This is a genomic window from Porticoccus sp. Uisw_050_02 (assembly GCF_047729555.1).
Classification (GTDB): domain Bacteria; phylum Pseudomonadota; class Gammaproteobacteria; order Pseudomonadales; family Porticoccaceae; genus Porticoccus.
In genome coordinates this window covers 1,417,828-1,438,344 of sequence record NZ_CP159825.1, presented here as the reverse complement: position 1 = coordinate 1,438,344, position 20,517 = coordinate 1,417,828, and the positions used below count along the sequence as shown (strand labels likewise).

Below are 20,517 nucleotides of genomic sequence, written 5' to 3'. Positions count from 1 at the left end.
CCACAATTTTTGACAAATAAAACAGGCAGACAATAATAAATAATACCCTTTTAAAACAACAAGATAAGAAAACAGGCGCCGCTGTGTTTATAAACAGCTCAAAGGCGTCTTTATGGCTATATTTGTATGCTTTCTTGTGGATAAGTTATTGATAACTTGATTTTTTCCTGTGAATTTCTTGTCACTACAATAGTCAGACTGTAAAAAATAACATTAACTATTTTAGTGACCGGTTTGCTTAAAAAAGTCACTTTCCAACACAAAAGCTGCCGAAAATTTGGCCCAACAGGTCATCACTAGTAAACGTTCCCGTAATGAGGGCTAGCGCTTGTTGGGCCAACCGCAGGTCTTCTGCTAACAACTCTCCAGCCCCAGCTCCAAGAAGCTGCGAACGGCCTAGTAAAAGAAACTCTTCCGCGTTAATTAGCGCCTCTATGTGTCGGCGCCTCGCAACAAAACTACCTTCGTTGGTACCGGTATAACCCATGCAATCCTTAAGGTGCTCAGTCAGCACCCCCAAACCCAAACCCTGTTTTGCCGAAAGCCCAATTACAGGATAGTCGTATTCTGATATTCCAGCCGGCAAACAAGAGAGGTCCACCTTATTTAGTACAAAACTAATGTTTTTTCGGCCTGGATATCGATCAAAAAACTCTGGCCAGTTTGCTTGAAGGTCTAGTGAGTACTCATCAGCGCTGTCAATAACAAATAATACCCTGTCAGCGCGATCAATTTCACCCCAGGCCCTTTTTATGCCTTCTTTCTCAATCAGGTTCTCTGTTTCCCTAAGGCCTGCAGTATCTATTATGTGCAGTGGCATTCCATCAACATGGATATGTTCTTTAAGAATGTCGCGAGTTGTGCCCGCCATAGGCGTAACGATCGCACTATCTCGACCAGAAAGGGCGTTCAGGAGGCTAGACTTGCCCGCATTGGGTTTTCCTGCAATTACAACAGTCATTCCTTCGGAAATTAACGATCCTTGATGCGCCTTAGTTTTGATTTCACGTAATTTTGCAAGCAAACGATCAAGGTCTGCGGTTATCTTGGGGTCAGCCAAAAAATCAATTTCTTCTTCTGGAAAATCAATCGCTGCTTCAACATAAATGCGCAGGGCAGTAAGCGCCCCCACCAGCGCAACTATTTGCTTAGAAAACTCACCCTGCAAAGAACGAACAGCGCACCTGGCTGCTTGCTCTGAAGATGCGCTAATAAGGTCAGCGGTAGCCTCTGCTTGCGTTAGGTCTATTTTGTCGTTCAGAAAGGCTCGTTCGGAAAACTCTCCGGCCCTAGCCAAGCGGGCCCCCAGCTCAAGACTGCGACGCAATAAGATGTCCATGACAACCGGGCCGCCGTGCCCCTGAAGCTCTAACACTGTCTCTCCAGTGAACGAGTGGGGCGAAGGAAAAAATATTGCAAGCCCTTGGTCTATGACGCTTCCGCTGGCGTCCAAAAAATCTGCGAGCACAGCATGCCTAGGCTGCAGTTCTTTTGATAACAGGCCAGATATTAATACATCAAGGTTGGGGCCAGAAATGCGCAACACAGCAACCCCACCCCTTCCTGGCGGGGTTGCTATCGCAGCTATTGTGTCCTGATCGGAAGATAAATACATTTTTAACACTCAGGCAATCATCGAACCGCTGCCCGCCGGCAGCTAAGCCCATATTGTCTTAGTTTTTTGTTCCCGCCCCTTCTATTCTGCGTGTAATAATCCACTGCTGTAGAATTGAAAGGCAATTATTTACCGTCCAATAGAGAACAAGGCCTGCCGGAAAAAATAGAAAGAAAAAAGTAAACGCTATAGGCATAATTTGCATCACCTTGGCCTGCATCGGGTCTGGTGGCGTGGGGTTTAGTTTTTGCTGTATAACCATACTGGCCCCCATAATTAAAGGGAGCACAAAGAATGGGTCTTTCACTGATAGGTCGTTAATCCACAACAACCAAGGGGCGTGTCGTAACTCAACACTTTCAAGCAGCACCCAGTATAGTGCTATAAAAACCGGCATCTGAACCAGAATGGGCAAACACCCCCCCATTGGATTTACTTTTTCACGCTTATAAAGGCTCATTGTTTCTTGAGACATTTTTTGACGATCGTCCCCGTGGAGCTCTTTTAAGCGCAGCATTTCTGGTTGAAGCCTACGCATATTAGCCATAGATGTGTAGCTTTTAGCTGATAACTGAAAAAAGGCTGCCTTAATCAAGATTGTGAGCATGATAATTGACCAGCCCCAGTTTCCTAGAAATTGGTGCAGCTGATACAGCACCCAAAATAACGGTTTTGCTATCATCCACAACCAACCATAGTCTATGGTAAGATCGAGATATGGAGATATTTCCTCTAAGCGGTACTGGTCTTTAGGTCCAGAGTAAAAGGCTGCGCTAATGTTGCCACTTTCCCCTGGGTTGACTGTAATTTCTGGGGAGGTGAAGCCTAAAATATAAACGTCTTGGCTGCCCAACCTTCGAACATTAAAGTTATTTTTGGTACTTTTGTTTGGCACCCAAGCACTTACAAAATAGTGTTGAACCATCGCAACCCAGCCACCCAAAAGACTGTCCTCAAAAGACTTGTCGGTAATGTCCTCAAAGTCTAATTTTTGATAGTTGTTCTCATTGCTTGTTAGGGCCGCTCCAAGAAACGGCTTCATTCCCATAGCATTAACAACTGTAGGGTTGTGACTGTCTCGCTTTATTTGACCATACAGGCCGGCCTTCCATGCTGTGTTGCTCTGATTTGTTATTTTATATTCAAGCTCCACAAGATAGTCGCTACGAGTAAAAGTATATTGCTTGGTAATCGTAACGTTGTTTTCTTCCAACATTAGCTGGACTTGCAATGAGTCGTCGTTTTCTTGTAATTGGTAGTGGGTGGCTTGGGCCTTAAAAACAGGCCTTCCTGCTTTTGTGTCTGTGCCGTTAACCCCGATCAAGCCGCTTTGTGCTATATAGGTTGTTGTTGCTGTGCGATTCAGCAAAATAAATGGGGTATCTTTGTCGTCAATATCAGCCAGGTGTTTTGGTAGCTCTACCCGAACAATGTCCCCCCCATGAGTATCAATATGAACTGTCAATACGTCAGTGGAAACTGTAACAACCCGCTCGCTCTTTTCGTTTTGTATGTCTTGAAAAATTGTTGTTGTTTCTCCACCCACAACGACAGAGGGGATCTCGTTTGTCATTGGTTTGGGGGTGGGGGTGTTGGTTGGTTCAACCAAGGGGATTTCTGGAACCACCAACTCACTTAAAGCAGGACTATTTGTTACGGGATTGTATTGTGCCTGAAAGCCGTCCCACTCCAAAAAAAGCATATACAACACCACCAACATGGCGCCAATAAGAAACGAGCGTTGCCAATCCATATTTATTTCTTCCGATTTTTTTGGTCTGTTGGGGGAACGGGGTCGTAACCCCCTAGATGAAAGGGGTGACACCTTATAAGTCGATAAAATGTAAAGAAAACCCCCTTAAAGACACCGTGTGCCACAATAGCTTCCTCTGCATAACAAGAACAACTGGGCGAAAATCTACAGTTGTCCCCCAGCCAAGGACTCAATATAAACCGATAGCATTTTATTGGAAAAATACATAGTTTTTGAACTACAGTGGTAGTGCCAATTGTCATGATGTAATCCGCAGCTTTTTATGCAATTTTTTCCACGCCCCTAACATAAGGCCGGTTTGATCTTTAGATGATAATTTATCCATACCCCTACGAACAAGGAATATAACATCCACAGGAGCAAGATCATGCTGCATTAAACGAAAAGAATCCCTTACAACACGCTTAATTCTGTTTCGGTGGACAGAAAACCGGATGTTTTTTTTAGCCACAACCATCCCTAATCTTGCGTTTGATAGTTGGTTGGGGCGCGCTAATAATAAAAAATTTGGGTGGGAGACCTTATGATGTGTATCACCAAAAACGGCCTGAAAAGCCTGTGTTGTCAATAGTCGCTTTTCTCTACCAAAGGTAACTTCAGACATAGTAGTTTAGGTGTTCACCCCTAAAGACAAACAACCCACCTTATAGTTAAGGCAGAAACCCCCATAAGGCGAAAAATTAAGCTGATAGGCGTTGACGGCCCTTAGCACGACGGCGGTTAATTACAGCACGCCCGCCTTTTGTAGCCATACGAGCACGAAATCCATGTGTACGCTTACGCTTTATTATGCTGGGTTGAAATGTTCTTTTCATGATCAAAACTTCCGTTAACTAACTAACACCTCTAAGGGCGATGGATTCTAAAGAAAAAACTCCGATAGAGCAATGGAATAATGAATCATATGGTTACATACTTCTAATTTTTTAATTGTTTGGCTAAAAATTCAAAAATTAAACAAAAATAACCTGTAGATTACACCAGGGGAAACAAAGGAATACTCTGTGGATCTTTTTGTGGATAAAGACCCCCTGGTTATATCTGTGGATAAGTAGCCATATTATCCACAACCTTGGGTTTATAAAAAACCGTTTATGGTTAGCTTATAAAGAGGGATTATATTGTTTTATCTTTTTGATTAAAAAAGGATTTTTTGTGTTTTGCACAGAATTAAACCTACATAATAATAATAATAAATTTAAATATATATACATAACAACACATATATAACTTAGTGCCATTAATAATACATGAAGGGTTTTTTAGAACCGCCACCCTATTTATATTATACTAAGAGACTTGTTTCTGAATTTTCTTGACTGGTTGTATTTATGTATTACCCAGAAAAATTTGACGTGATTGTTATTGGTGGTGGACATGCTGGTACAGAGGCGTGCTTGGCTGCTGCGAGAATGGGAAGAAAGACTCTTTTGCTTACACATAACATAGAAACCTTGGGGCAAATGTCATGCAATCCTGCAATTGGTGGAATAGGAAAAAGTCATCTCGTTAGAGAAATTGATGCTTTGGGTGGCGTTATGGCCCACGCTACCGATGCAGCCGGCATACAATTTCGTGTTTTAAATGAAAGAAAGGGTCCCGCTGTAAGAGCCACCCGGGCCCAAACAGACCGGTTGTTGTACAAAGCATTTATTCGCAAAACCTTGGAAAACCAACCCAACCTCTCTATTTTTCAGCAGTCAGTAGATGACCTAATAACCGAAGGAAATAGTATTACTGGTGTTGTCACTCAAATGGGTTTGATTTTTTTTGGAAAAACAGTGGTCCTAACGGCCGGAACTTTTTTGGCTGGAAAAATCCACATAGGGTTGGAAAATCATTCAGGGGGTCGCGCCGGCGACCAACCATCTATAGGTCTTGCAAACAGGTTGCGCGAGCTGCCCTTTAGGGTTGGTCGTTTAAAGACAGGGACGCCACCACGTATTGACGCGCGGTCTGTGAGTTTTGATGGGTTAGAACCGCAATGGGGCGATAAACCTGAACCAGTTATGTCTTTCTTGGGAAACACAAACGAACACCCAGAACAAATTTGTTGTTATATAACACACACCAACAAAACAACACACGAAATCATCGAGGGGGCTATGGATCGCTCTCCAATGTACACCGGGGTCATCGAGGGTGTAGGTCCTCGCTATTGCCCCTCTATTGAAGACAAGGTTGTACGATTTGCAGACAAAGAATCACATCAAATTTTCATAGAGCCAGAAGGGCTAACAACACACGAGCTTTATCCTAATGGCATCTCCACCAGTTTACCTTTTGATGTGCAAATGGAGATGGTTAGATCGATTAAGGGTTTTGAGGATGCACACATAACCAGGCCTGGTTATGCAATAGAATACGATTTCTTTAATCCTCAGGATTTAAAGCATTCCCTAGAAACCAAATGTATAGAGGGTTTGTTTTTTGCGGGTCAAATTAATGGAACAACAGGATATGAAGAGGCTGGAGCACAAGGGTTGTTAGCAGGTATAAACGCAGCACTTATGACTCAAGAAAAAGAGCCCTGGTGCCCTGAACGGGACCTGGCTTACATGGGTGTTTTGGTTGATGATTTAATCACTATGGGGACTGTTGAGCCCTACCGAATGTTCACAAGCAGAGCAGAGTATAGGTTGTTGTTAAGGCAGGATAATGCAGACCTTCGATTAACAGAGCTGGGAAGAGGGTTTGGGTTGATTGGCGAGAGTCGCTGGAGATCTTTTTGTGAAAAAAAAGAAGCAATTATAATTGAACAGCAGCGTTTGGGGCGCGCCTGGGTTCAACCAGACTCATTGCTGGCGCAAGCAATCAAAAACAAAACCGGGTCTTCTTTAACCCGAGAGTATAATCTTTTGGATTTACTAAAAAGACCAGAACTGGGTTATGGGGACATTAAAGGGTTTGATGAAACCACCAGCGTGTCGAAGGAGGTTGCAGAGCAGGTAGAAATTCAAGCCAAATATGCTGGATACATAAACCGACAACAGGGTGAAATTGACAAACTTCGTCGGCAAGAAAACACAAAAATTCCTGATGATTTTGATTTTAGTTTAATCAGCGGTCTTTCTAACGAAGCAAAACAAAAACTTTCGGACCTTAGACCGTCAACACTAGCAAGGGCCTCCCGAATACCCGGTGTAACATCAGCAGCTATTTCTGTATTGTTGGTTCATCTTAAAAAGAGTTCCGCTATAAAAACAATAAAGACCGCATAAGCCATGAGAAGTAAACTAAAAAAACTCCTTGAGACAGGAACAATGGAGCTTTGTTTGCCTACCACAAACCAACAAATAAACCTGTTTTTAGACTACCTAGAAATTTTAAAAAAATGGAATGAGGCTTATAACTTAACAGCTATCCGCAACCCAGAAGACATGGTTGCCATGCATTTGCTTGATAGTCTCAGCATAGCGCCGTTTATTAAGGGAAAAAATATTTTGGATGTGGGTACGGGGGCCGGGTTACCAGGAATCCCGTTAGCTATATTATATCCAGAGCGCCGCTTTACCCTGTTAGATTCAAACGGCAAAAAAATAAGATTTTTGTTTCAAGCAAAAAACCAACTAGGTCTAGAAAATGTTAATGAGATACAGGGCCGCGCAGAAAAACATCAAACAGAAGCACGCTTTAACGCCATTACAAGCAGGGCTTTTTCAGACCTAAGTGACATGATTGAGAAAACCAAACACTTACTTGAGAAAGGGGGTCGGTTTTATGCTATGAAGGGCCAACTTCCAGACCAAGAGTTGAGTATGTTACCAAAACATTATAAGGTCGTTGCTTCACACCGTTTGGTGGTGCCTGGCGTAAACAACAAACGCCACCTTGTTGAAATAGAACTACCATAGCAACGCTTCCGAGGAAACCCTTGTGACTAGGATATTTACCGTCGCCAACCAAAAAGGTGGTGTGGGGAAAACCACCACCACCATAAATCTCGCTGCCTCTTTGGCTAGTTACGGCAAACGAGTGCTGTTGGTTGATATGGATCCCCAGGGCAACGCAACCATGGGCAGTGGGGTAAACAAAAGCGACCTTGAGGTCACTGCGCTTGATGTTTTGGTTGGGGCTATTGGGGCAGAAGAGGTTGTGCAGAGAAGCTTGTCAGGAAGCTATGATGTTTTGCCTGCAAACGATGATCTCACCGCAGCAGAGGTTGAGCTATTAAAGCTAAAAAACAAAGAAAGTCGTCTTCGGTACGCCCTCATACGTATAAAAAATAACTATGATTTTATTATAGTTGACTGCCCTCCATCCCTAAGCATGTTAACAATAAATTCTTTGGTCTCATGTGATGGGGTTATTGTGCCCATGCAGTGTGAATACTTTGCTTTAGAGGGCCTGTCAGACCTGATTGGCACTATTAAAAAAATTAGCCAACACCTTAACCCGGGGTTAAAAATAGAAGGAATTGTTCGAACAATGTTTGATCCAAGAAACAGTCTATCAAACGAGGTAACAGCACAATTGGCGCACCATTTTGGTGGCCTGATGTACCGGGTAGCAATCCCCCGAAATGTCCGCCTAGCAGAAGCCCCTAGCCATGGGCTGCCAGCCCTTGTTTATGATAAAAGCTCCAAGGGCGCTGTTGCTTACCTTGGTTTGGCTGGAGAAATTCTGAGACGCGGCAAAACAAAGATTAACTCATAACGTAGAAATTGTAGGTTAAACCATGAGCAAAAGAAAAGGTTTGGGTAGAGGTCTTGACGCTTTACTGGCAGCTGGCCGCGAAACAGAAGCAATCGAAAAGCATGAGAAAACAGACCAAGAGCTATTAAAGTCGCTGCCGGTAGAGTTTTTAGTTAGGGGAAAATACCAGCCTCGTCGCGACATGCATCCCGAGGCCCTAGAAGAGCTCACCTCGTCCATACAAACACACGGCATTATGCAGCCCGTGGTTGTTAGACCGACGGGTCCGGACAGCTATGAAATTATCGCCGGAGAAAGGCGATGGCGAGCAGCACAGTTAGCAGGGTTGGATACAATACCTGCTTTGATAAAAAATGTTTCTGATGATGCGGCGTTAGCTATGTCTCTTATTGAAAACATTCAGCGAGAAGACTTAAATGCTATCGAAGAAGCACAAGCTTTGGTTCGCCTACAGCAAGAGTTTGAGCTTACTCAGCAACAGGTGGCTGATGCGGTAAGCAAGTCGCGGAGTGCCGTGGCTAATCTTATGCGCCTAATGACACTGAAGGTAGAAGTACAAAGGCTACTTGAGCATGGAGATTTAGAGATGGGGCATGGTAGAGCCCTATTGGGTTTGCAGGGACAGGTACAACTAGACGCTGCCAGAGCGGTAGTTGTTAAAAATATGACGGTCAGACAAACAGAAGCGTACGTTAGGTTTTTGTTACAAGATAAACCAAAAGATCCAAACGCGAATCAATTAAATCCAGATATAAAGCGACTGCAGGAGAAGCTGTCAGATCAACTAGGCGCCGAGGTGGCTATTCAGCACAGCGCAAAAGGAAAGGGCCGCTTGATTTTAAAATACAACAGCTTGGACGAGCTGGACGGCATTTTAAGCCATATTAAATAACCAAGAAAAATACTGAGTATTAAGAAACGCATAGAGCGATAACAAGGTTTAATACAAAAGAGGTGTTGAATCTGTTGTTGGTACTACATATAATTGCCGCGCTTTTTAAAATCAAAGCGTTGTTATTGAAAGAAGTTGGTAATAAATGAGAACCACCATAGAGGCCCCACCAGTAGGCCGTATAGCAAAAACGCAAATATTAATTTTATTTGTAGTAGTAGCAGTAGTGGCTCCATTAGATATAAAGACCGCTTATTCAGTGTTGATTGGCGGAATAATACAAATAGTGCCACAGGCTTATTTTTCTTTATTGGCCTTTCGATATGTTGGGGCCAAGCAGGCGCCAAAAATATTGAGCGCTATACAGAAGGGAGAAGCAGGAAAGCTTTTGCTTACAGCTCTACTGTTTGGGTTATCATTTGGCCTTATTAGTCCATTAGATGTACCCGCGCTGTTTCTTGCTTATGGCGCCATGATAATTGTCCAGTGGTTTTGTGTTGCGAAAACACTGAATTGTAAATAAAAAATTTATTTGGTTTGAGAGAAAAGAATGGCAAGCGGTGTAGAGATAACATCAACAAGCTATATACAGCACCACCTAACTAATTTGACTTTTGGTCAAACAGACCATGGTTGGGGTTTTGCTCACAATGCTCAAGAAGCAGCAGAAATGGGCTTCATGGCTGTTAATGTAGACAGCCTTGGTTGGTCAATTTTTCTTGGGCTAGTTTTTTGTATTTTGTTTCGTTTCGCTGCTAATAGAGCAACGAGCGGTGTACCAACAGGCATGCAAAATTTTATTGAAATGATGGTTGAGTTTGTAGACGGGACTGTAAAAGACAGCTTCCATGGCAACAACCCTTGGATTGCCCCTATAGCACTAACCATTTTTGTCTGGGTCTTCTTCATGAACCTAATGGATCTAATACCAGTTGATTTTATTCCTCACTTGTTTGAGGTGGGCGGAGTGCCCTTTCAAAAAATAGTGCCTTCTACCGATCCTAATATCACGCTAGGCATGGCTTTAGCTGTTTTTGGTATGATCCTGTACTACAGCATTAAAGTTAAGGGCGTCTCTGGATTTTTAGGCGAACTAACATTACAGCCGTTTGCGGCAAAAAGCCCAATCATTCAGGCTATGTTTATGCCAATTAACCTTGCGCTTGAGTTGGTTGGTTTGCTAGCAAAACCGTTCTCGCTTGGCTTGAGGTTATTTGGGAATATGTATGCTGGTGAAATGATCTTCATTTTAATCGCCATTATGTACATGAGCGGCAGTTGGATTTTGGGCGCTTTTGGTGGAACATTGCAGCTAGGGTGGGCAATTTTTCATATTTTAATTATTACCCTGCAAGCGTTTATTTTTATGGTGTTAACCGTTGTGTATCTAGGTATGGCACACGAGAATCACTAAATTTTACAACTTACTTTAGTTATTAGGAGAACGAAATGGGACTTATCATGATCGCAGCTGCAGTTATGGTTGGATTTGGCGCATTGGGTGCCGCCGTAGGTATGGGTTTGTTGGGCGGCAAGCTGCTCGAAGGAACAGCGCGTCAGCCAGAATTGGGACCAATGCTCCAGGGTAAAATGTTTTTGCTCGCAGGACTGATTGATGCGATTCCAATGATTGGTGTTGGTATTGGTATGTACCTTATTTTTGCTGTTGCACCAGGTGTTGCGGGTTAATTTTGATGCGCGTACCCTTAATAGATAACCCAAAGAACGAGGTGTTGGCGTGAATATTAACCTGACCTTATTCGGACAGATGATTTCTTTTTTGTTCTTTATTTGGTTCTGCAAGAAATTTGTATGGACCGCCATCATTAGTTCGATGGAAGAAAGACAGAAAAAAATAGCAGCTGGGCTGGATGCTGCAGATAAGGCTTCACGCGACCTTGAGATAGCGCAAGAAAAAGTTTCAGCGCAACTCAAGGAAGCAAAAAAAGAAGCCACAGTCCTTATAGAGCAAGCAAATAAGCGAGCCGGACAGATAGTGGATGAGGCTAAAGAGCAGGCAAAGACAGAAGCCGATCGTATGAAAGCCGGGGCTAAAGCAGAAATTGATATGGAAGTGAACCGGGCCAAGGAAGAGCTCCGCGGCAAGGTCGCAGGTTTGGCTTTAGCGGGCGCAGAAAAAATCCTGAAAGCAAATATTGACGAAAAAGCAAACAGCGCTTTAGTTGACGATTTAGCAGCACAGCTGTAGGTAGAGGTGTAAAATGGCAGAATTAAGCACGCTGGCCCGACCTTATGCGAAAGCAGCATTTGAGTATGCTGTAGATGCGGCTGACCTAAAGGGCTGGTCAGATAGCTTAAAGGCCGCTTCTGTCGTTTCTCAGGAAGAAAAAGTGGTGCAGCTGCTTGGTGCCCCTGGCTATACGTCAGAACAGCAGGCAACGAACACCATAGAAATTTGTGGCGATGCGATTAATGAAAAAGCTCAAGGATTTCTGCGGGTTTTAGCGGAAAACAAGCGCTTAGGGTTATTGCCGCAAATTTCAAAACAATTTGAAGCGTTAAAGGCGAACAGAGAAAAAACCATAGATATTACTGTGGTGTCTGCTGTTCAACTGAACGATGTACAGAAAAACAAGCTGGCAAGTGCACTCAGCGCAAAACTCGAACGAGAAGTCAATATGCAAGCATCAGTTGATGTTGGTCTTATTGGTGGAGCTGTTGTTCGGGCGGGAGACACCGTTATTGATGGCTCCATTCGTGGCAAATTGAGTAAACTTGCTCAAGTATTACATTCCTAGGATCGAGGAACCGAAGACATGCAGCAATTGAATCCATCCGAAATCAGTGAAATCATCAAGCAGCGTATTGATAGTCTTGAGGTATCTTCTGAAGCACGTAACGAGGGCACCATTGTGTCCGTATCAGACGGCATCATTCGTATTCATGGTCTAGCCGACGTGATGTACGGGGAAATGATCGAATTTGATGGCGGCATATATGGCATGGCGCTTAACTTAGAGCGCGACTCTGTCGGCGCAATCATTTTGGGCGATTACCAGTCTTTGGCCGAAGGACAGAAAGCTAGATGTACTGGCCGTATTCTGGAAGTGCCAGTAGGCCCAGAGCTAGAAGGCCGCGTGGTAGACGCACTAGGAAATCCTATTGACGGAAAGGGGCCAGTCAACGCAAAATTGACGGATGCGCTTGAAAAAGTGGCTCCCGGCGTCATTTCTCGACAATCAGTAGACCAGCCAGTACAAATAGGCCTAAAAGCAATTGATGCTATGGTGCCTATTGGTCGCGGACAGCGAGAGCTGATTATTGGAGATCGCCAGATCGGCAAAACAGCAATTGCTGTTGACGCCATCATTAATCAAAAAGATTCCGGAATCAAGTGTATTTACGTCGCTATTGGACAAAAGGCTTCTTCAATTGCCGCCGTTGTGAGAAAACTTGAAGAGCACGGGGCAATGGAGCACACCATTGTTGTTGCTGCCACAGCTTCAGATCCTGCCGCCATGCAGTTCTTGGCGCCTTTTGGTGGGTGCACTATGGGCGAGTATTATCGAGACAGAGGGCAAGACGCACTAATTATCTATGATGACCTAACCAAGCAAGCTTGGGCTTATCGTCAAATATCGTTGTTGTTAAGAAGGCCCCCTGGTCGAGAAGCTTACCCTGGAGACGTGTTTTATCTGCATGCTCGGTTGCTTGAAAGGGCTGCTCGTGTAAATGCAGACTATGTTGAAAAGTTTACCAAAGGTGAAGTGAAGGGTAAAACTGGTTCTTTGACAGCGCTGCCTGTTATTGAGACACAAGCGGGAGACGTTTCTGCATTTGTACCAACCAATGTGATATCTATTACAGATGGTCAAATCTTTCTCGAAGCTTCTATGTTTAATGCTGGCGTACGCCCAGCCATGAACGCCGGTGTTTCGGTGTCTCGAGTTGGTGGCGCAGCACAAACTAAGATCGTGAAAAAACTATCTGGTGGCATTCGTACAGCTTTAGCTCAATATAGAGAGCTGGCCGCATTTTCACAGTTTGCTTCTGATCTTGATGAGGCCACAAAAGCACAACTAGATCATGGTGAGCGAGTCACTGAGCTTATGAAACAGAAACAATACGCGCCCCAAAGCGTCGCAGAAATGGCTCTAATGATTTATGCGGCTGACAATAAATTTCTTTCAGAGGTCCCAGTTAGTAAAATAGGTGATTTTGAGTCCGCTCTTCTTTCTTATATGAAGGCAGAGCACGGCGACCTGTTGGAGCAAATCAACAAAACGGGCGACTGGAATGATGATATTCAGGCTAGTTTTGAGGCAGCACTGAAGAAATTTTCTAGCACGCAAACCTGGTAATCGCTGATTAAAGCAAGCGTCTGTTGTTTTAGCATGAAGGCATAGAATATGGCTGTTGGGAAGGAAGTTAAAACCAAAATTTCTAGCATTAAAAGCACTCAAAAAATTACGAGTGCTATGGAAATGGTGGCCGCGAGCAAGATGCGTCGAGCTCAAGAGCGGCGGGCCCTTGGCAAACCATATGCAGACCGCATTCGTTCTGTAGTGGGGCAAATTGCCCGAGCAGTAAGCGAGTACAAGCATGTCTACATGGAGCAGCGCGAAGTTAAGCGTGTTGGTTATATCATCATCTCTACAGATCGTGGCTTGTGCGGTGGCTTAAACACCAACCTGTTTAAACAAGCCATGAAGTCGATGAAAGGATGGTCTGACAAAGAAGTCTCCAACGACCTTTGTGTTATTGGAAACAAGGCAGCAGCATTCTTTGGTAGTTTCGGGGGCAACATTGTTGCCACCACGAAAGATCTGGGCGATACGCCCACCGCTAACGATCTAATCGGCGGGGTCAAGGTCATGCTAGACGCCTATGAAGAAGGAAAAATAGACCAGCTTTTATTGGTGTCAAATGTATTTGTTAACACGATGACGCAAGCGCCAGTAGTTGAACAGTTGCTACCGCTTAAGCCAGCAGAGGATGAAAAGTTAACCCACCACTGGGATTATTTGTATGAGCCAGACGCTAAGGAGTTGTTGGATGGTTTGTTGGTTCGATATATTGAGTCTCAGGTTTATCAGGCGGTTGTAGAAAACAAAGCCTGCGAACAAGCGGCGCGAATGATAGCAATGAAAAGTGCCACTGATAACGCAGGCGATTTAGTGAAAGAACTGCAATTGCTTTATAACAAAGCACGTCAGGCAGCCATTACCCAAGAGTTGTCAGAAATTGTTAGTGGTGCAGCAGCAGTTTAACCAAATATTTTAAGGTTTAGCTTAAGAGGAACCGGAAATGAGTAGTGGACGTATTGTTCAAATTATTGGCGCAGTTATTGATGTAGAGTTTTCTCGTGATCAAATACCAAATGTGTATGACGCATTGTTGGTTGAAGGCAAAGAGCTAACTCTTGAAGTTCAGCAGCAACTAGGTGACGGCATTGTCCGCACTATTGCTATGGGGTCTTCGGAGGGCATAAGTCGTGGCTTGAACGTGAGCAACACAAAAGCCCCAATTTCTGTTCCAGTAGGAATAGAGACCTTGGGCCGCATCATGGACGTGCTGGGCAACCCAATTGATGAGCGGGGCCCTATTGGCGAAAAAGAAAGAGCGGCCATTCATAGAAAGCCGCCGGCCTATGACGAGCTCGCAGCCTCTGATGAGTTGCTAGAAACTGGGATTAAAGTTATTGATTTGGTTTGTCCGTTTGCCAAAGGCGGAAAAGTTGGTCTTTTTGGTGGGGCTGGTGTAGGTAAAACTGTAAACATGATGGAGCTAATCAACAACATTGCGACCGAGCATGCCGGACTATCTGTTTTTGCTGGCGTTGGAGAAAGAACACGAGAAGGCAACGACTTTTATTTTGAAATGCAGGAGTCCAAGGTTGTTAATATTGAAACTCCCAGCAAATCAAAAGTAGCTATGGTGTACGGCCAGATGAATGAGCCCCCCGGCAACAGGCTGCGGGTCGCTTTGAGCGGCCTGACCATGGCAGAAAAATTTCGCGATGAAGGTAAAGATGTGTTGTTGTTTGTCGATAACATTTATCGTTACACCTTGGCGGGAACAGAGGTTTCGGCGCTGCTTGGACGTATGCCTTCTGCTGTGGGCTATCAGCCCACGTTGGCTGAAGAAATGGGCGTGCTTCAGGAGCGCATTACTTCTACTAAAACTGGATCTATCACCTCGGTTCAGGCAGTATATGTGCCGGCAGACGACCTAACAGATCCGTCCCCTGCAACCACTTTTGCTCATTTGGATTCCACGGTAGTATTGAGTCGTGATATCGCTTCAAAAGGAATTTATCCAGCAGTGGACCCTCTTGATTCAACGTCTCGTCAGCTTGATCCTCTCATAGTAGGTCAGGAACACTACGACGTGACCCGAGGTGTGCAGTCTGTTCTTCAGCGATTTAAAGAACTAAAAGATATCATTGCTATTTTGGGCATGGACGAACTGTCTGAAGAAGACAAGCAGGTAGTTGCTCGTGCTCGGAAGATAGAAAGATTTTTGTCACAGCCGTTCCACGTAGCAGAAATTTTTACTGGCTCGCCCGGAAAATACGTTTCTTTGAAGCAGACCATTGCTGGCTTTAAGGGAATTCTTGATGGAGATCATGATGATTTGCCTGAGCAGGCATTCTATATGGTTGGATCTATTGAAGAGGCCATAGAAAAAGCTAAGCAGCTTAAATAAGCGAGATAAAGGCAGTATAATATGGCTATGATGACAGTCAAATGCGAAATTGTAAGCGCCGAGCAGTCTTTGTTTTCAGGGCTGGTTGAGCTTGTGGTTGCCGCTGGCTCACAGGGCGAACTAGGAATAGCTTTTGGTCATGCCCCGCTGCTGACTGATTTAAAACCAGGGCCTGTGCGTATTATTAAGCAAGGAGGCGAAGAGGAAATTTATTATCTTTCGGGTGGGTTTTTAGAAGTTCAGCCCAATTCTATTTCAATACTTGCTGATACCGCACTTCGTGCCGACGATCTTGACGAGGCCGCAGCGATAGAAGCGAAAAACAAGGCAGAAAAAGATATTTCTAATCAAAGCGGTGAATTTGACTACTCTAAAGCAGCATCACAGCTCGCTGTGGCTGCTGCTCAGCTTAGAACGATTGATCAGATTCGTAAGAATTTGGGCGGGAAAAAATAAACATAGGAAGAAAAGGGCGGCAATTGCCGCCCTTTTTTTTCGACTTTTATTTGTCTTAGATATACGATATTGAAGCTTGAGCGTAGCAATTGGAGGTTGTTCCTGATTAAATATAGCAAAATTACGGAACACGCGGTGCTATGACAATTGATATTGTGATTCTTGCAGCAGGACAAGGCACGAGAATGCACTCTGCCCTCCCTAAAGTGTTACATTGCTTGGCGGGAGAGCCCCTCCTTCAGCGTGTTGTGAATACAGCGTCTAGCGTGCCTGATTCCAAAATAATTATTGTTACGGGGCGGGCCTCTGAGGAAGTAAAAGCTTCGATATCAGGAGAACAAATACATTACGCCCAGCAAGATGAGCAGCTAGGAACAGCGCACGCAGTTCAGGCGGCTGTGTCTGTCTCAGGCCCCTCAGACATTACACTGGTTCTTTATGGCGATGTTCCGCTTATCTCCAAAGAGACTGTTTTAGCGGTTATCGATACAGTCGACAACGATACGATGGCCTTGCTCACCGTAACCCTTGAAGATCCCGAAGGATACGGCAGAATCCTGCGAGACAAGCAGGGAGACGTGTGCGGGATCATTGAGCAAAAAGATGCACCGCCGGAGGCGCTAAAGATTCAAGAAGTGAATACCGGTGTTCTGGCATTAAAAACAAGCCACTTAAGAGAGTGGCTGCCACAAATCGACAACAAAAACACCCAAGGCGAATATTATTTAACAGACCTGGTGGCTATTGCGAAACGAAGCGGCATCCATGTGGTAACAAAAATGCCCCGCTTCCCTCAAGAGGTAGCAGGCGTCAATACGCGCATACAGCTGAGCAAGCTTGAGCGCTTTTATCAACAACAACAAGCTGAAAAACTAATGATGTCTGGAGTGACCTTAGCGGACCCGAACAGGATAGATATTCGTGGCTCCCTAAGCAGCGGCAACGATAATTTTATTGATATAAATGTAGTATTTGAGGGCGTTGTGAAGCTGGGAAACAACGTCAGCATTGGCCCTAACTGCTTAATTACTGACAGTATGATTGGAGACAGCGTCCAAGTTAAAGCCAACAGCGTGATAGAGAAAAGCGAAATATATAGCAATGCAGTGATTGGCCCGTTTGCTAGACTGAGGCCAGGAACAGTGGTCTGTAAAAACGCCAAAATAGGCAATTTTGTAGAGGTTAAAAATACACAAGTAGGCATAGGAAGCAAAATTAGCCATCTGAGCTATGTGGGCGACGCTGAACTAGGCGCGGATGTGAATGTTGGCGCAGGCACGATTACATGCAACTACGACGGTGCTAACAAACATAAGACCATCATGGCGGACAACAGCTTTATAGGCTCCAACTCTTCGTTGGTGGCCCCTCTTAAAATTGGGAAAAATGCCACAATTGGTGCCGGATCAATCATAATAAAAGACGTCCCAGACGATCAGCTTACCTTGGCTAGAGCGCCGCAGAAAAACGTACCATATTGGGTTCGCCCAACAAAGAAAAAGTAATATTGGGCATAGGCAGTAAAAAATTGTTAAGAGCTCGTTTTCAATAATCATCGGATAAGTTTATGTGTGGGATTGTTGGTGCTGTAGCACAACGCAATATTGTTGGTGTTCTAATAGAAGGGTTAAGGCGCCTTGAGTATCGTGGCTATGATTCCTCTGGATTGTCTTTTCTGGACGAAAAAGGCGACACTTGTGTTTATAGAAATACAGGAAAAGTAAAAAATCTAGCTAACTCCTTGGCGGCTTCTTCTGCTTCTGGATTTGCAGGAATAGCGCATACCAGGTGGGCAACCCACGGAGTTCCATCAGAAGTGAACGCTCACCCACATCAATCCTCTGAGGTGACTGTTGTCCATAATGGAATTATCGAAAACCATGCTGAACTGCGCAAAGAGATGCAGGCACAAGGATATGTGTTTGTTTCTGACACCGACACCGAGGCGGTGGCACACCTCATACACTATTATTTTTCTAGCTTGGGCTCCCTTAAGGGAGCCGTGCAAAAAACCATTACTCGCTTACAGGGCGCTTATGCATTAGGGGTAATGTGCGCAAGAGAACCCGGAACATTGATCGGTGCTCGGAGCGGCAGCCCGCTAGTTCTCGGCCTTGGTGTCGCAGAAAACTTCATCGCATCAGATCAGATGGCGTTGCGACAAGTAACAGACCGATTTATTTTCCTAGAAGAAGGCGACCTTGTTGAGTTGCGCGACTCCTCATACCACCTTATAGATATTTTGGGCGAGACGGCAGAAAGAGAAACGGTAACAATTTCTAGTGCAGACGAAATCGCTGACAAGGGTGAGTATGACCATTACATGCTCAAAGAAATATTTGAGCAACCCAAAGTGCTTAAGGCCACCCTGCAAGGGCGAATTAGCGAAAAACACGTCTTGCCAGAAGCTTTTGGCACAGCAGCGCCAGCTATTTTTTCGAAGACCGAGTCCGTACATATCGTAGCATGTGGGACCAGCTATCATGCTGGGCTGATTGCGAAGTATTGGCTGGAAGAATGGACAGGGATACTTTGTCAAGTAGAGGTAGCCAGCGAATATCGTTACCGGACATGTGTTATACCCGAAAATACGTTATTTGTGACTATCTCACAGTCCGGCGAAACAGCGGATACTCTGGCCGCCCTGCAGGCAGCAAAAAAAGCTGGATACTTAGCAAGCCTGGTTATCTGCAATGTGGCCAACAGTTCTTTGGTTCGTGCTTCTGATTTAGTATTAATGACATGTGCCGGACCAGAAATTGGCGTAGCCTCCACGAAGGCCTTTACTGCCCAGCTGGCGGCCTTACAGTTGCTTTGTATTGGTCTGGGTCGAAGCCAGGGGCTTGACCATAAAAAGGAACAGCAGTTGGTAGAGGCGCTGCACCAATTGCCCGAGCTTTGTCGAAAAACATTAGAGCTGAGCGGCGCGATAGAAAAAACATTTCAGCCCTTTGCTGACAAGAACCACGCTTTGTTTTTGGGTCGGGGCGTCCAATTCCCTGTTGCTTTGGAGGGCGCTCTAAAATTAAAAGAGATCTCGTATGTTCATGCCGAGGCTTATCCCGCAGGAGAACTAAAACATGGACCACTTGCGTTGATAGACAGCAAGATGCCAGTCATTGCTGTGGCACCAAACAACGCCTTACTTGAAAAGTTAAAATCTAACTTACAGGAAGTAAAAGCCAGAGGCGGCCAGTTGTTTGTTTTTGCGGACCACGACGCTGGTTTGAAAAACGAACCAGGAGTGACCGTTATTAGCATCCCCCACGTCCCCAAAAGCCTAGAGGCAATTATTTATACCCTGCCTCTTCAGTTGTTGTCCTACCACGTAGCGGTGCTTAAAGGCACCGACATAGACCAACCAAGAAACCTTGCTAAATCAGTAACGGTTGAGTAAGTGAAGATTTTTCTTGCACTTCAGGAACCAGGACAAAGTTCAAGATGACAAGTATGCTTTCAGAAACTGAAAAAAGTGAAATTATTGCAATGGCTCTTTCAGACCACGCGAGCTTTCAAAATATAAGAAACCTATATGGCTTGCTAGAAAAAGACGTAAAAAAACTTATGCGAGAAAACCTCAAAGAGGGCTCCTACCAGGCCTGGAGGAAAAGAGTGCGAACCTTCTCTGATCGCCGAGAACATTACAAATAAATAGTTTATTGTGTGGGACCAAAAAAACCTATGACGTTAGGTCATAGGTTTTAGTTAAAGAAAGGCTTGTGATAAAAAGTACTACCGGCCCTTTGCTACCCACAGAGCAGCTTTAACAATACCGTCTGCTGGCCCCTCGATAGCCTTCTCAACATCCTGCATAGTTCCTAAAACCTCATCATGGCTTAGACCCTTATAAATTTTGTCGTCTCTTACTATTGCAACAGGAGTTAATGTCCCGATACCTTGATACATAATAAAGCGTCTAATGTTTAAAAGGGGTTCGAGGTTATCGGCGCCGTTATAAATAATAGTGCTGTTTTTTCCTCTACCAAAAGTCATTTTTGAGGCATTGTTGCCAGTCACGTTAGCGACTACAGTGTTACCATCAGTTAGTTGTGTTCCATCAAACTTCATTGCCATTTTAGGCTCCTTGTATGTTAATTACTGCAGCATCGAAAATATTGCAGTAATGATAGATAGCATTTCCATGAAATTCAAGCATGTAATTTATGTAAAGCATAATTTTAAAGAATATATTGAGGACTTAATCATAAGCAAACCTCCATGTTTTAAAGCTAGCCTGTATGATTTTGTTGGAACCTCAGCGCAGACCTTCGGTTTTTACTTGACCGGAACTATATTAAAGGTTTTGTTCTTTATGTTCGCAGTGTGCTCACTTTACATTGAAGCAAGGCCTATTTTGTATTCAGGGGGGCAACAATAATGGTCTCTTCAGACGACACGAAACAATCTTTTATGTACACTATTCTCTAACTTATAAACACTCTATAGGCACTGAGA

Annotated in this window: 22 protein-coding genes; 16 read left to right on the top strand and 6 right to left on the bottom strand. The window is 44.3% G+C overall.

From position 1 onward, the window contains the following. Positions 1–247: 247 nt before the first annotated feature. The 5 genes from mnmE to rpmH all read right to left on the bottom strand — a co-directional run bounded on the left by mnmE (position 248) and on the right by rpmH (position 4,204). Entirely contained in the window at positions 248–1,615 is a 1,368-nt protein-coding gene (mnmE, locus tag ABXT41_RS07025) for a tRNA uridine-5-carboxymethylaminomethyl(34) synthesis GTPase MnmE (protein ID WP_415390794.1), read from the bottom strand. Between the two features lie 58 nt (positions 1,616–1,673). Then, positions 1,674–3,368, bottom strand: coding sequence for a membrane protein insertase YidC (gene yidC / locus ABXT41_RS07020; RefSeq protein ID WP_415390793.1), 1,695 nt, complete (start codon positions 3,366–3,368; stop codon positions 1,674–1,676). 2 nt (positions 3,369–3,370) lie between these two features. Next, a complete protein-coding gene (gene yidD, locus ABXT41_RS07015; RefSeq protein ID WP_415390792.1) occupies positions 3,371–3,631 on the bottom strand; it encodes a membrane protein insertion efficiency factor YidD in 261 nt (86 codons plus the stop codon). Further along, positions 3,628–3,993 (bottom strand): ribonuclease P protein component, encoded by a 366-nt coding sequence (gene rnpA, locus ABXT41_RS07010; protein ID WP_415390791.1) that lies wholly within the window; start codon positions 3,991–3,993, stop codon positions 3,628–3,630. The genes yidD and rnpA overlap by 4 nt, the downstream gene beginning before the upstream one ends. 76 nt (positions 3,994–4,069) lie before the next feature. After that, a complete protein-coding gene (gene rpmH / locus ABXT41_RS07005; RefSeq protein ID WP_415390790.1) occupies positions 4,070–4,204 on the bottom strand; it encodes a 50S ribosomal protein L34 in 135 nt (44 codons plus the stop codon). Positions 4,205–4,720: 516 nt separating this feature from the next. Here rpmH and mnmG point away from each other — a divergent pair. From mnmG to ABXT41_RS06925, 16 genes are all read left to right on the top strand, one after another. Then, positions 4,721–6,610 (top strand): tRNA uridine-5-carboxymethylaminomethyl(34) synthesis enzyme MnmG, encoded by a 1,890-nt coding sequence (gene mnmG / locus ABXT41_RS07000; protein WP_415390789.1) that lies wholly within the window; start codon positions 4,721–4,723, stop codon positions 6,608–6,610. A 3-nt stretch (positions 6,611–6,613) separates the two neighbouring features. Beyond that, the gene (rsmG, locus tag ABXT41_RS06995) at positions 6,614–7,243 is read left to right on the top strand and encodes a 16S rRNA (guanine(527)-N(7))-methyltransferase RsmG (RefSeq protein WP_415390788.1); all 630 of its coding nucleotides are present in this window, start codon (positions 6,614–6,616) and stop codon (positions 7,241–7,243) included. 22 nt (positions 7,244–7,265) lie between these two features. Further along, entirely contained in the window at positions 7,266–8,045 is a 780-nt protein-coding gene (locus ABXT41_RS06990) for a ParA family protein (protein ID WP_415390787.1), read from the top strand. A 22-nt stretch (positions 8,046–8,067) separates the two neighbouring features. Then, entirely contained in the window at positions 8,068–8,937 is an 870-nt protein-coding gene (locus ABXT41_RS06985; protein ID WP_415390786.1) for a ParB/RepB/Spo0J family partition protein, read from the top strand. 145 nt (positions 8,938–9,082) lie between these two features. Then, entirely contained in the window at positions 9,083–9,460 is a 378-nt protein-coding gene (locus ABXT41_RS06980; RefSeq protein ID WP_415390785.1) for an ATP synthase subunit I, read from the top strand. A 27-nt stretch (positions 9,461–9,487) separates the two neighbouring features. Next, a complete protein-coding gene (gene atpB / locus ABXT41_RS06975; protein ID WP_415390784.1) occupies positions 9,488–10,351 on the top strand; it encodes a F0F1 ATP synthase subunit A in 864 nt (287 codons plus the stop codon). A 35-nt stretch (positions 10,352–10,386) separates the two neighbouring features. Beyond that, positions 10,387–10,626 (top strand): F0F1 ATP synthase subunit C, encoded by a 240-nt coding sequence (gene atpE / locus ABXT41_RS06970; RefSeq protein ID WP_415390783.1) that lies wholly within the window; start codon positions 10,387–10,389, stop codon positions 10,624–10,626. Between the two features lie 49 nt (positions 10,627–10,675). After that, complete coding sequence (locus ABXT41_RS06965) at positions 10,676–11,146, top strand: F0F1 ATP synthase subunit B (RefSeq protein ID WP_415390782.1); 471 nt, start codon at positions 10,676–10,678, stop codon at positions 11,144–11,146. Between the two features lie 13 nt (positions 11,147–11,159). Beyond that, positions 11,160–11,696: a F0F1 ATP synthase subunit delta gene (locus ABXT41_RS06960; RefSeq protein ID WP_415390781.1), complete on the top strand. Its 537-nt coding sequence runs from the start codon at positions 11,160–11,162 to the stop codon at positions 11,694–11,696. An 18-nt stretch (positions 11,697–11,714) separates the two neighbouring features. Beyond that, positions 11,715–13,259: a F0F1 ATP synthase subunit alpha gene (gene atpA / locus ABXT41_RS06955; RefSeq protein ID WP_415390780.1), complete on the top strand. Its 1,545-nt coding sequence runs from the start codon at positions 11,715–11,717 to the stop codon at positions 13,257–13,259. A 48-nt stretch (positions 13,260–13,307) separates the two neighbouring features. Next, entirely contained in the window at positions 13,308–14,168 is an 861-nt protein-coding gene (gene atpG / locus ABXT41_RS06950; protein WP_415390779.1) for a F0F1 ATP synthase subunit gamma, read from the top strand. A gap of 37 nt (positions 14,169–14,205) precedes the next feature. Continuing rightward, entirely contained in the window at positions 14,206–15,606 is a 1,401-nt protein-coding gene (gene atpD, locus ABXT41_RS06945) for a F0F1 ATP synthase subunit beta (protein ID WP_415390778.1), read from the top strand. 21 nt (positions 15,607–15,627) lie between these two features. Further along, positions 15,628–16,062 carry a F0F1 ATP synthase subunit epsilon gene (locus ABXT41_RS06940; RefSeq protein WP_415390777.1) on the top strand — a complete coding sequence of 145 codons (435 nt, stop codon included), beginning with the start codon at positions 15,628–15,630 and terminating at the stop codon, positions 16,060–16,062. A 140-nt stretch (positions 16,063–16,202) separates the two neighbouring features. Continuing rightward, on the top strand, positions 16,203–17,567 hold the full coding sequence (gene glmU / locus ABXT41_RS06935; RefSeq protein ID WP_415390776.1) for a bifunctional UDP-N-acetylglucosamine diphosphorylase/glucosamine-1-phosphate N-acetyltransferase GlmU: 1,365 nt from the start codon (positions 16,203–16,205) through the stop codon (positions 17,565–17,567). Positions 17,568–17,629: 62 nt separating this feature from the next. Next, positions 17,630–19,459, top strand: a complete 1,830-nt coding sequence (gene glmS / locus ABXT41_RS06930; RefSeq protein WP_415390775.1) for a glutamine--fructose-6-phosphate transaminase (isomerizing) — start codon at positions 17,630–17,632, stop codon at positions 19,457–19,459. 44 nt (positions 19,460–19,503) lie between these two features. Continuing rightward, positions 19,504–19,713 carry a DUF2805 domain-containing protein gene (locus tag ABXT41_RS06925; protein WP_415390774.1) on the top strand — a complete coding sequence of 70 codons (210 nt, stop codon included), beginning with the start codon at positions 19,504–19,506 and terminating at the stop codon, positions 19,711–19,713. Between the two features lie 81 nt (positions 19,714–19,794). Here ABXT41_RS06925 and ABXT41_RS06920 read toward each other — a convergent pair whose 3' ends face one another. After that, positions 19,795–20,136 carry a hypothetical protein gene (locus tag ABXT41_RS06920; protein ID WP_415390773.1) on the bottom strand — a complete coding sequence of 114 codons (342 nt, stop codon included), beginning with the start codon at positions 20,134–20,136 and terminating at the stop codon, positions 19,795–19,797. Between the last annotated feature and the right edge of the window lie 381 nt (positions 20,137–20,517).

Coding starts and splice junctions, on each gene's coding strand:
- rnpA (WP_415390791.1), bottom strand. CDS start 3,993: ATGTCTGAAGTTACCTTTGGTAGAGAAAAGCGACTATTGACAACACAG.
- yidD (WP_415390792.1), bottom strand. CDS start 3,631: ATGACAATTGGCACTACCACTGTAGTTCAAAAACTATGTATTTTTCCA.
- rsmG (WP_415390788.1), top strand. CDS start 6,614: ATGAGAAGTAAACTAAAAAAACTCCTTGAGACAGGAACAATGGAGCTT.
- ABXT41_RS06920 (WP_415390773.1), bottom strand. CDS start 20,136: ATGGCAATGAAGTTTGATGGAACACAACTAACTGATGGTAACACTGTA.
- mnmE (WP_415390794.1), bottom strand. CDS start 1,615: ATGTATTTATCTTCCGATCAGGACACAATAGCTGCGATAGCAACCCCG.
- atpB (WP_415390784.1), top strand. CDS start 9,488: ATGGCAAGCGGTGTAGAGATAACATCAACAAGCTATATACAGCACCAC.
- rpmH (WP_415390790.1), bottom strand. CDS start 4,204: ATGAAAAGAACATTTCAACCCAGCATAATAAAGCGTAAGCGTACACAT.
- ABXT41_RS06985 (WP_415390786.1), top strand. CDS start 8,068: ATGAGCAAAAGAAAAGGTTTGGGTAGAGGTCTTGACGCTTTACTGGCA.
- ABXT41_RS06980 (WP_415390785.1), top strand. CDS start 9,083: ATGAGAACCACCATAGAGGCCCCACCAGTAGGCCGTATAGCAAAAACG.
- glmS (WP_415390775.1), top strand. CDS start 17,630: ATGTGTGGGATTGTTGGTGCTGTAGCACAACGCAATATTGTTGGTGTT.
- yidC (WP_415390793.1), bottom strand. CDS start 3,368: ATGGATTGGCAACGCTCGTTTCTTATTGGCGCCATGTTGGTGGTGTTG.
- ABXT41_RS06960 (WP_415390781.1), top strand. CDS start 11,160: ATGGCAGAATTAAGCACGCTGGCCCGACCTTATGCGAAAGCAGCATTT.
- atpG (WP_415390779.1), top strand. CDS start 13,308: ATGGCTGTTGGGAAGGAAGTTAAAACCAAAATTTCTAGCATTAAAAGC.
- atpA (WP_415390780.1), top strand. CDS start 11,715: ATGCAGCAATTGAATCCATCCGAAATCAGTGAAATCATCAAGCAGCGT.
- atpE (WP_415390783.1), top strand. CDS start 10,387: ATGGGACTTATCATGATCGCAGCTGCAGTTATGGTTGGATTTGGCGCA.
- glmU (WP_415390776.1), top strand. CDS start 16,203: ATGACAATTGATATTGTGATTCTTGCAGCAGGACAAGGCACGAGAATG.
- mnmG (WP_415390789.1), top strand. CDS start 4,721: ATGTATTACCCAGAAAAATTTGACGTGATTGTTATTGGTGGTGGACAT.
- atpD (WP_415390778.1), top strand. CDS start 14,206: ATGAGTAGTGGACGTATTGTTCAAATTATTGGCGCAGTTATTGATGTA.
- ABXT41_RS06940 (WP_415390777.1), top strand. CDS start 15,628: ATGGCTATGATGACAGTCAAATGCGAAATTGTAAGCGCCGAGCAGTCT.
- ABXT41_RS06925 (WP_415390774.1), top strand. CDS start 19,504: ATGACAAGTATGCTTTCAGAAACTGAAAAAAGTGAAATTATTGCAATG.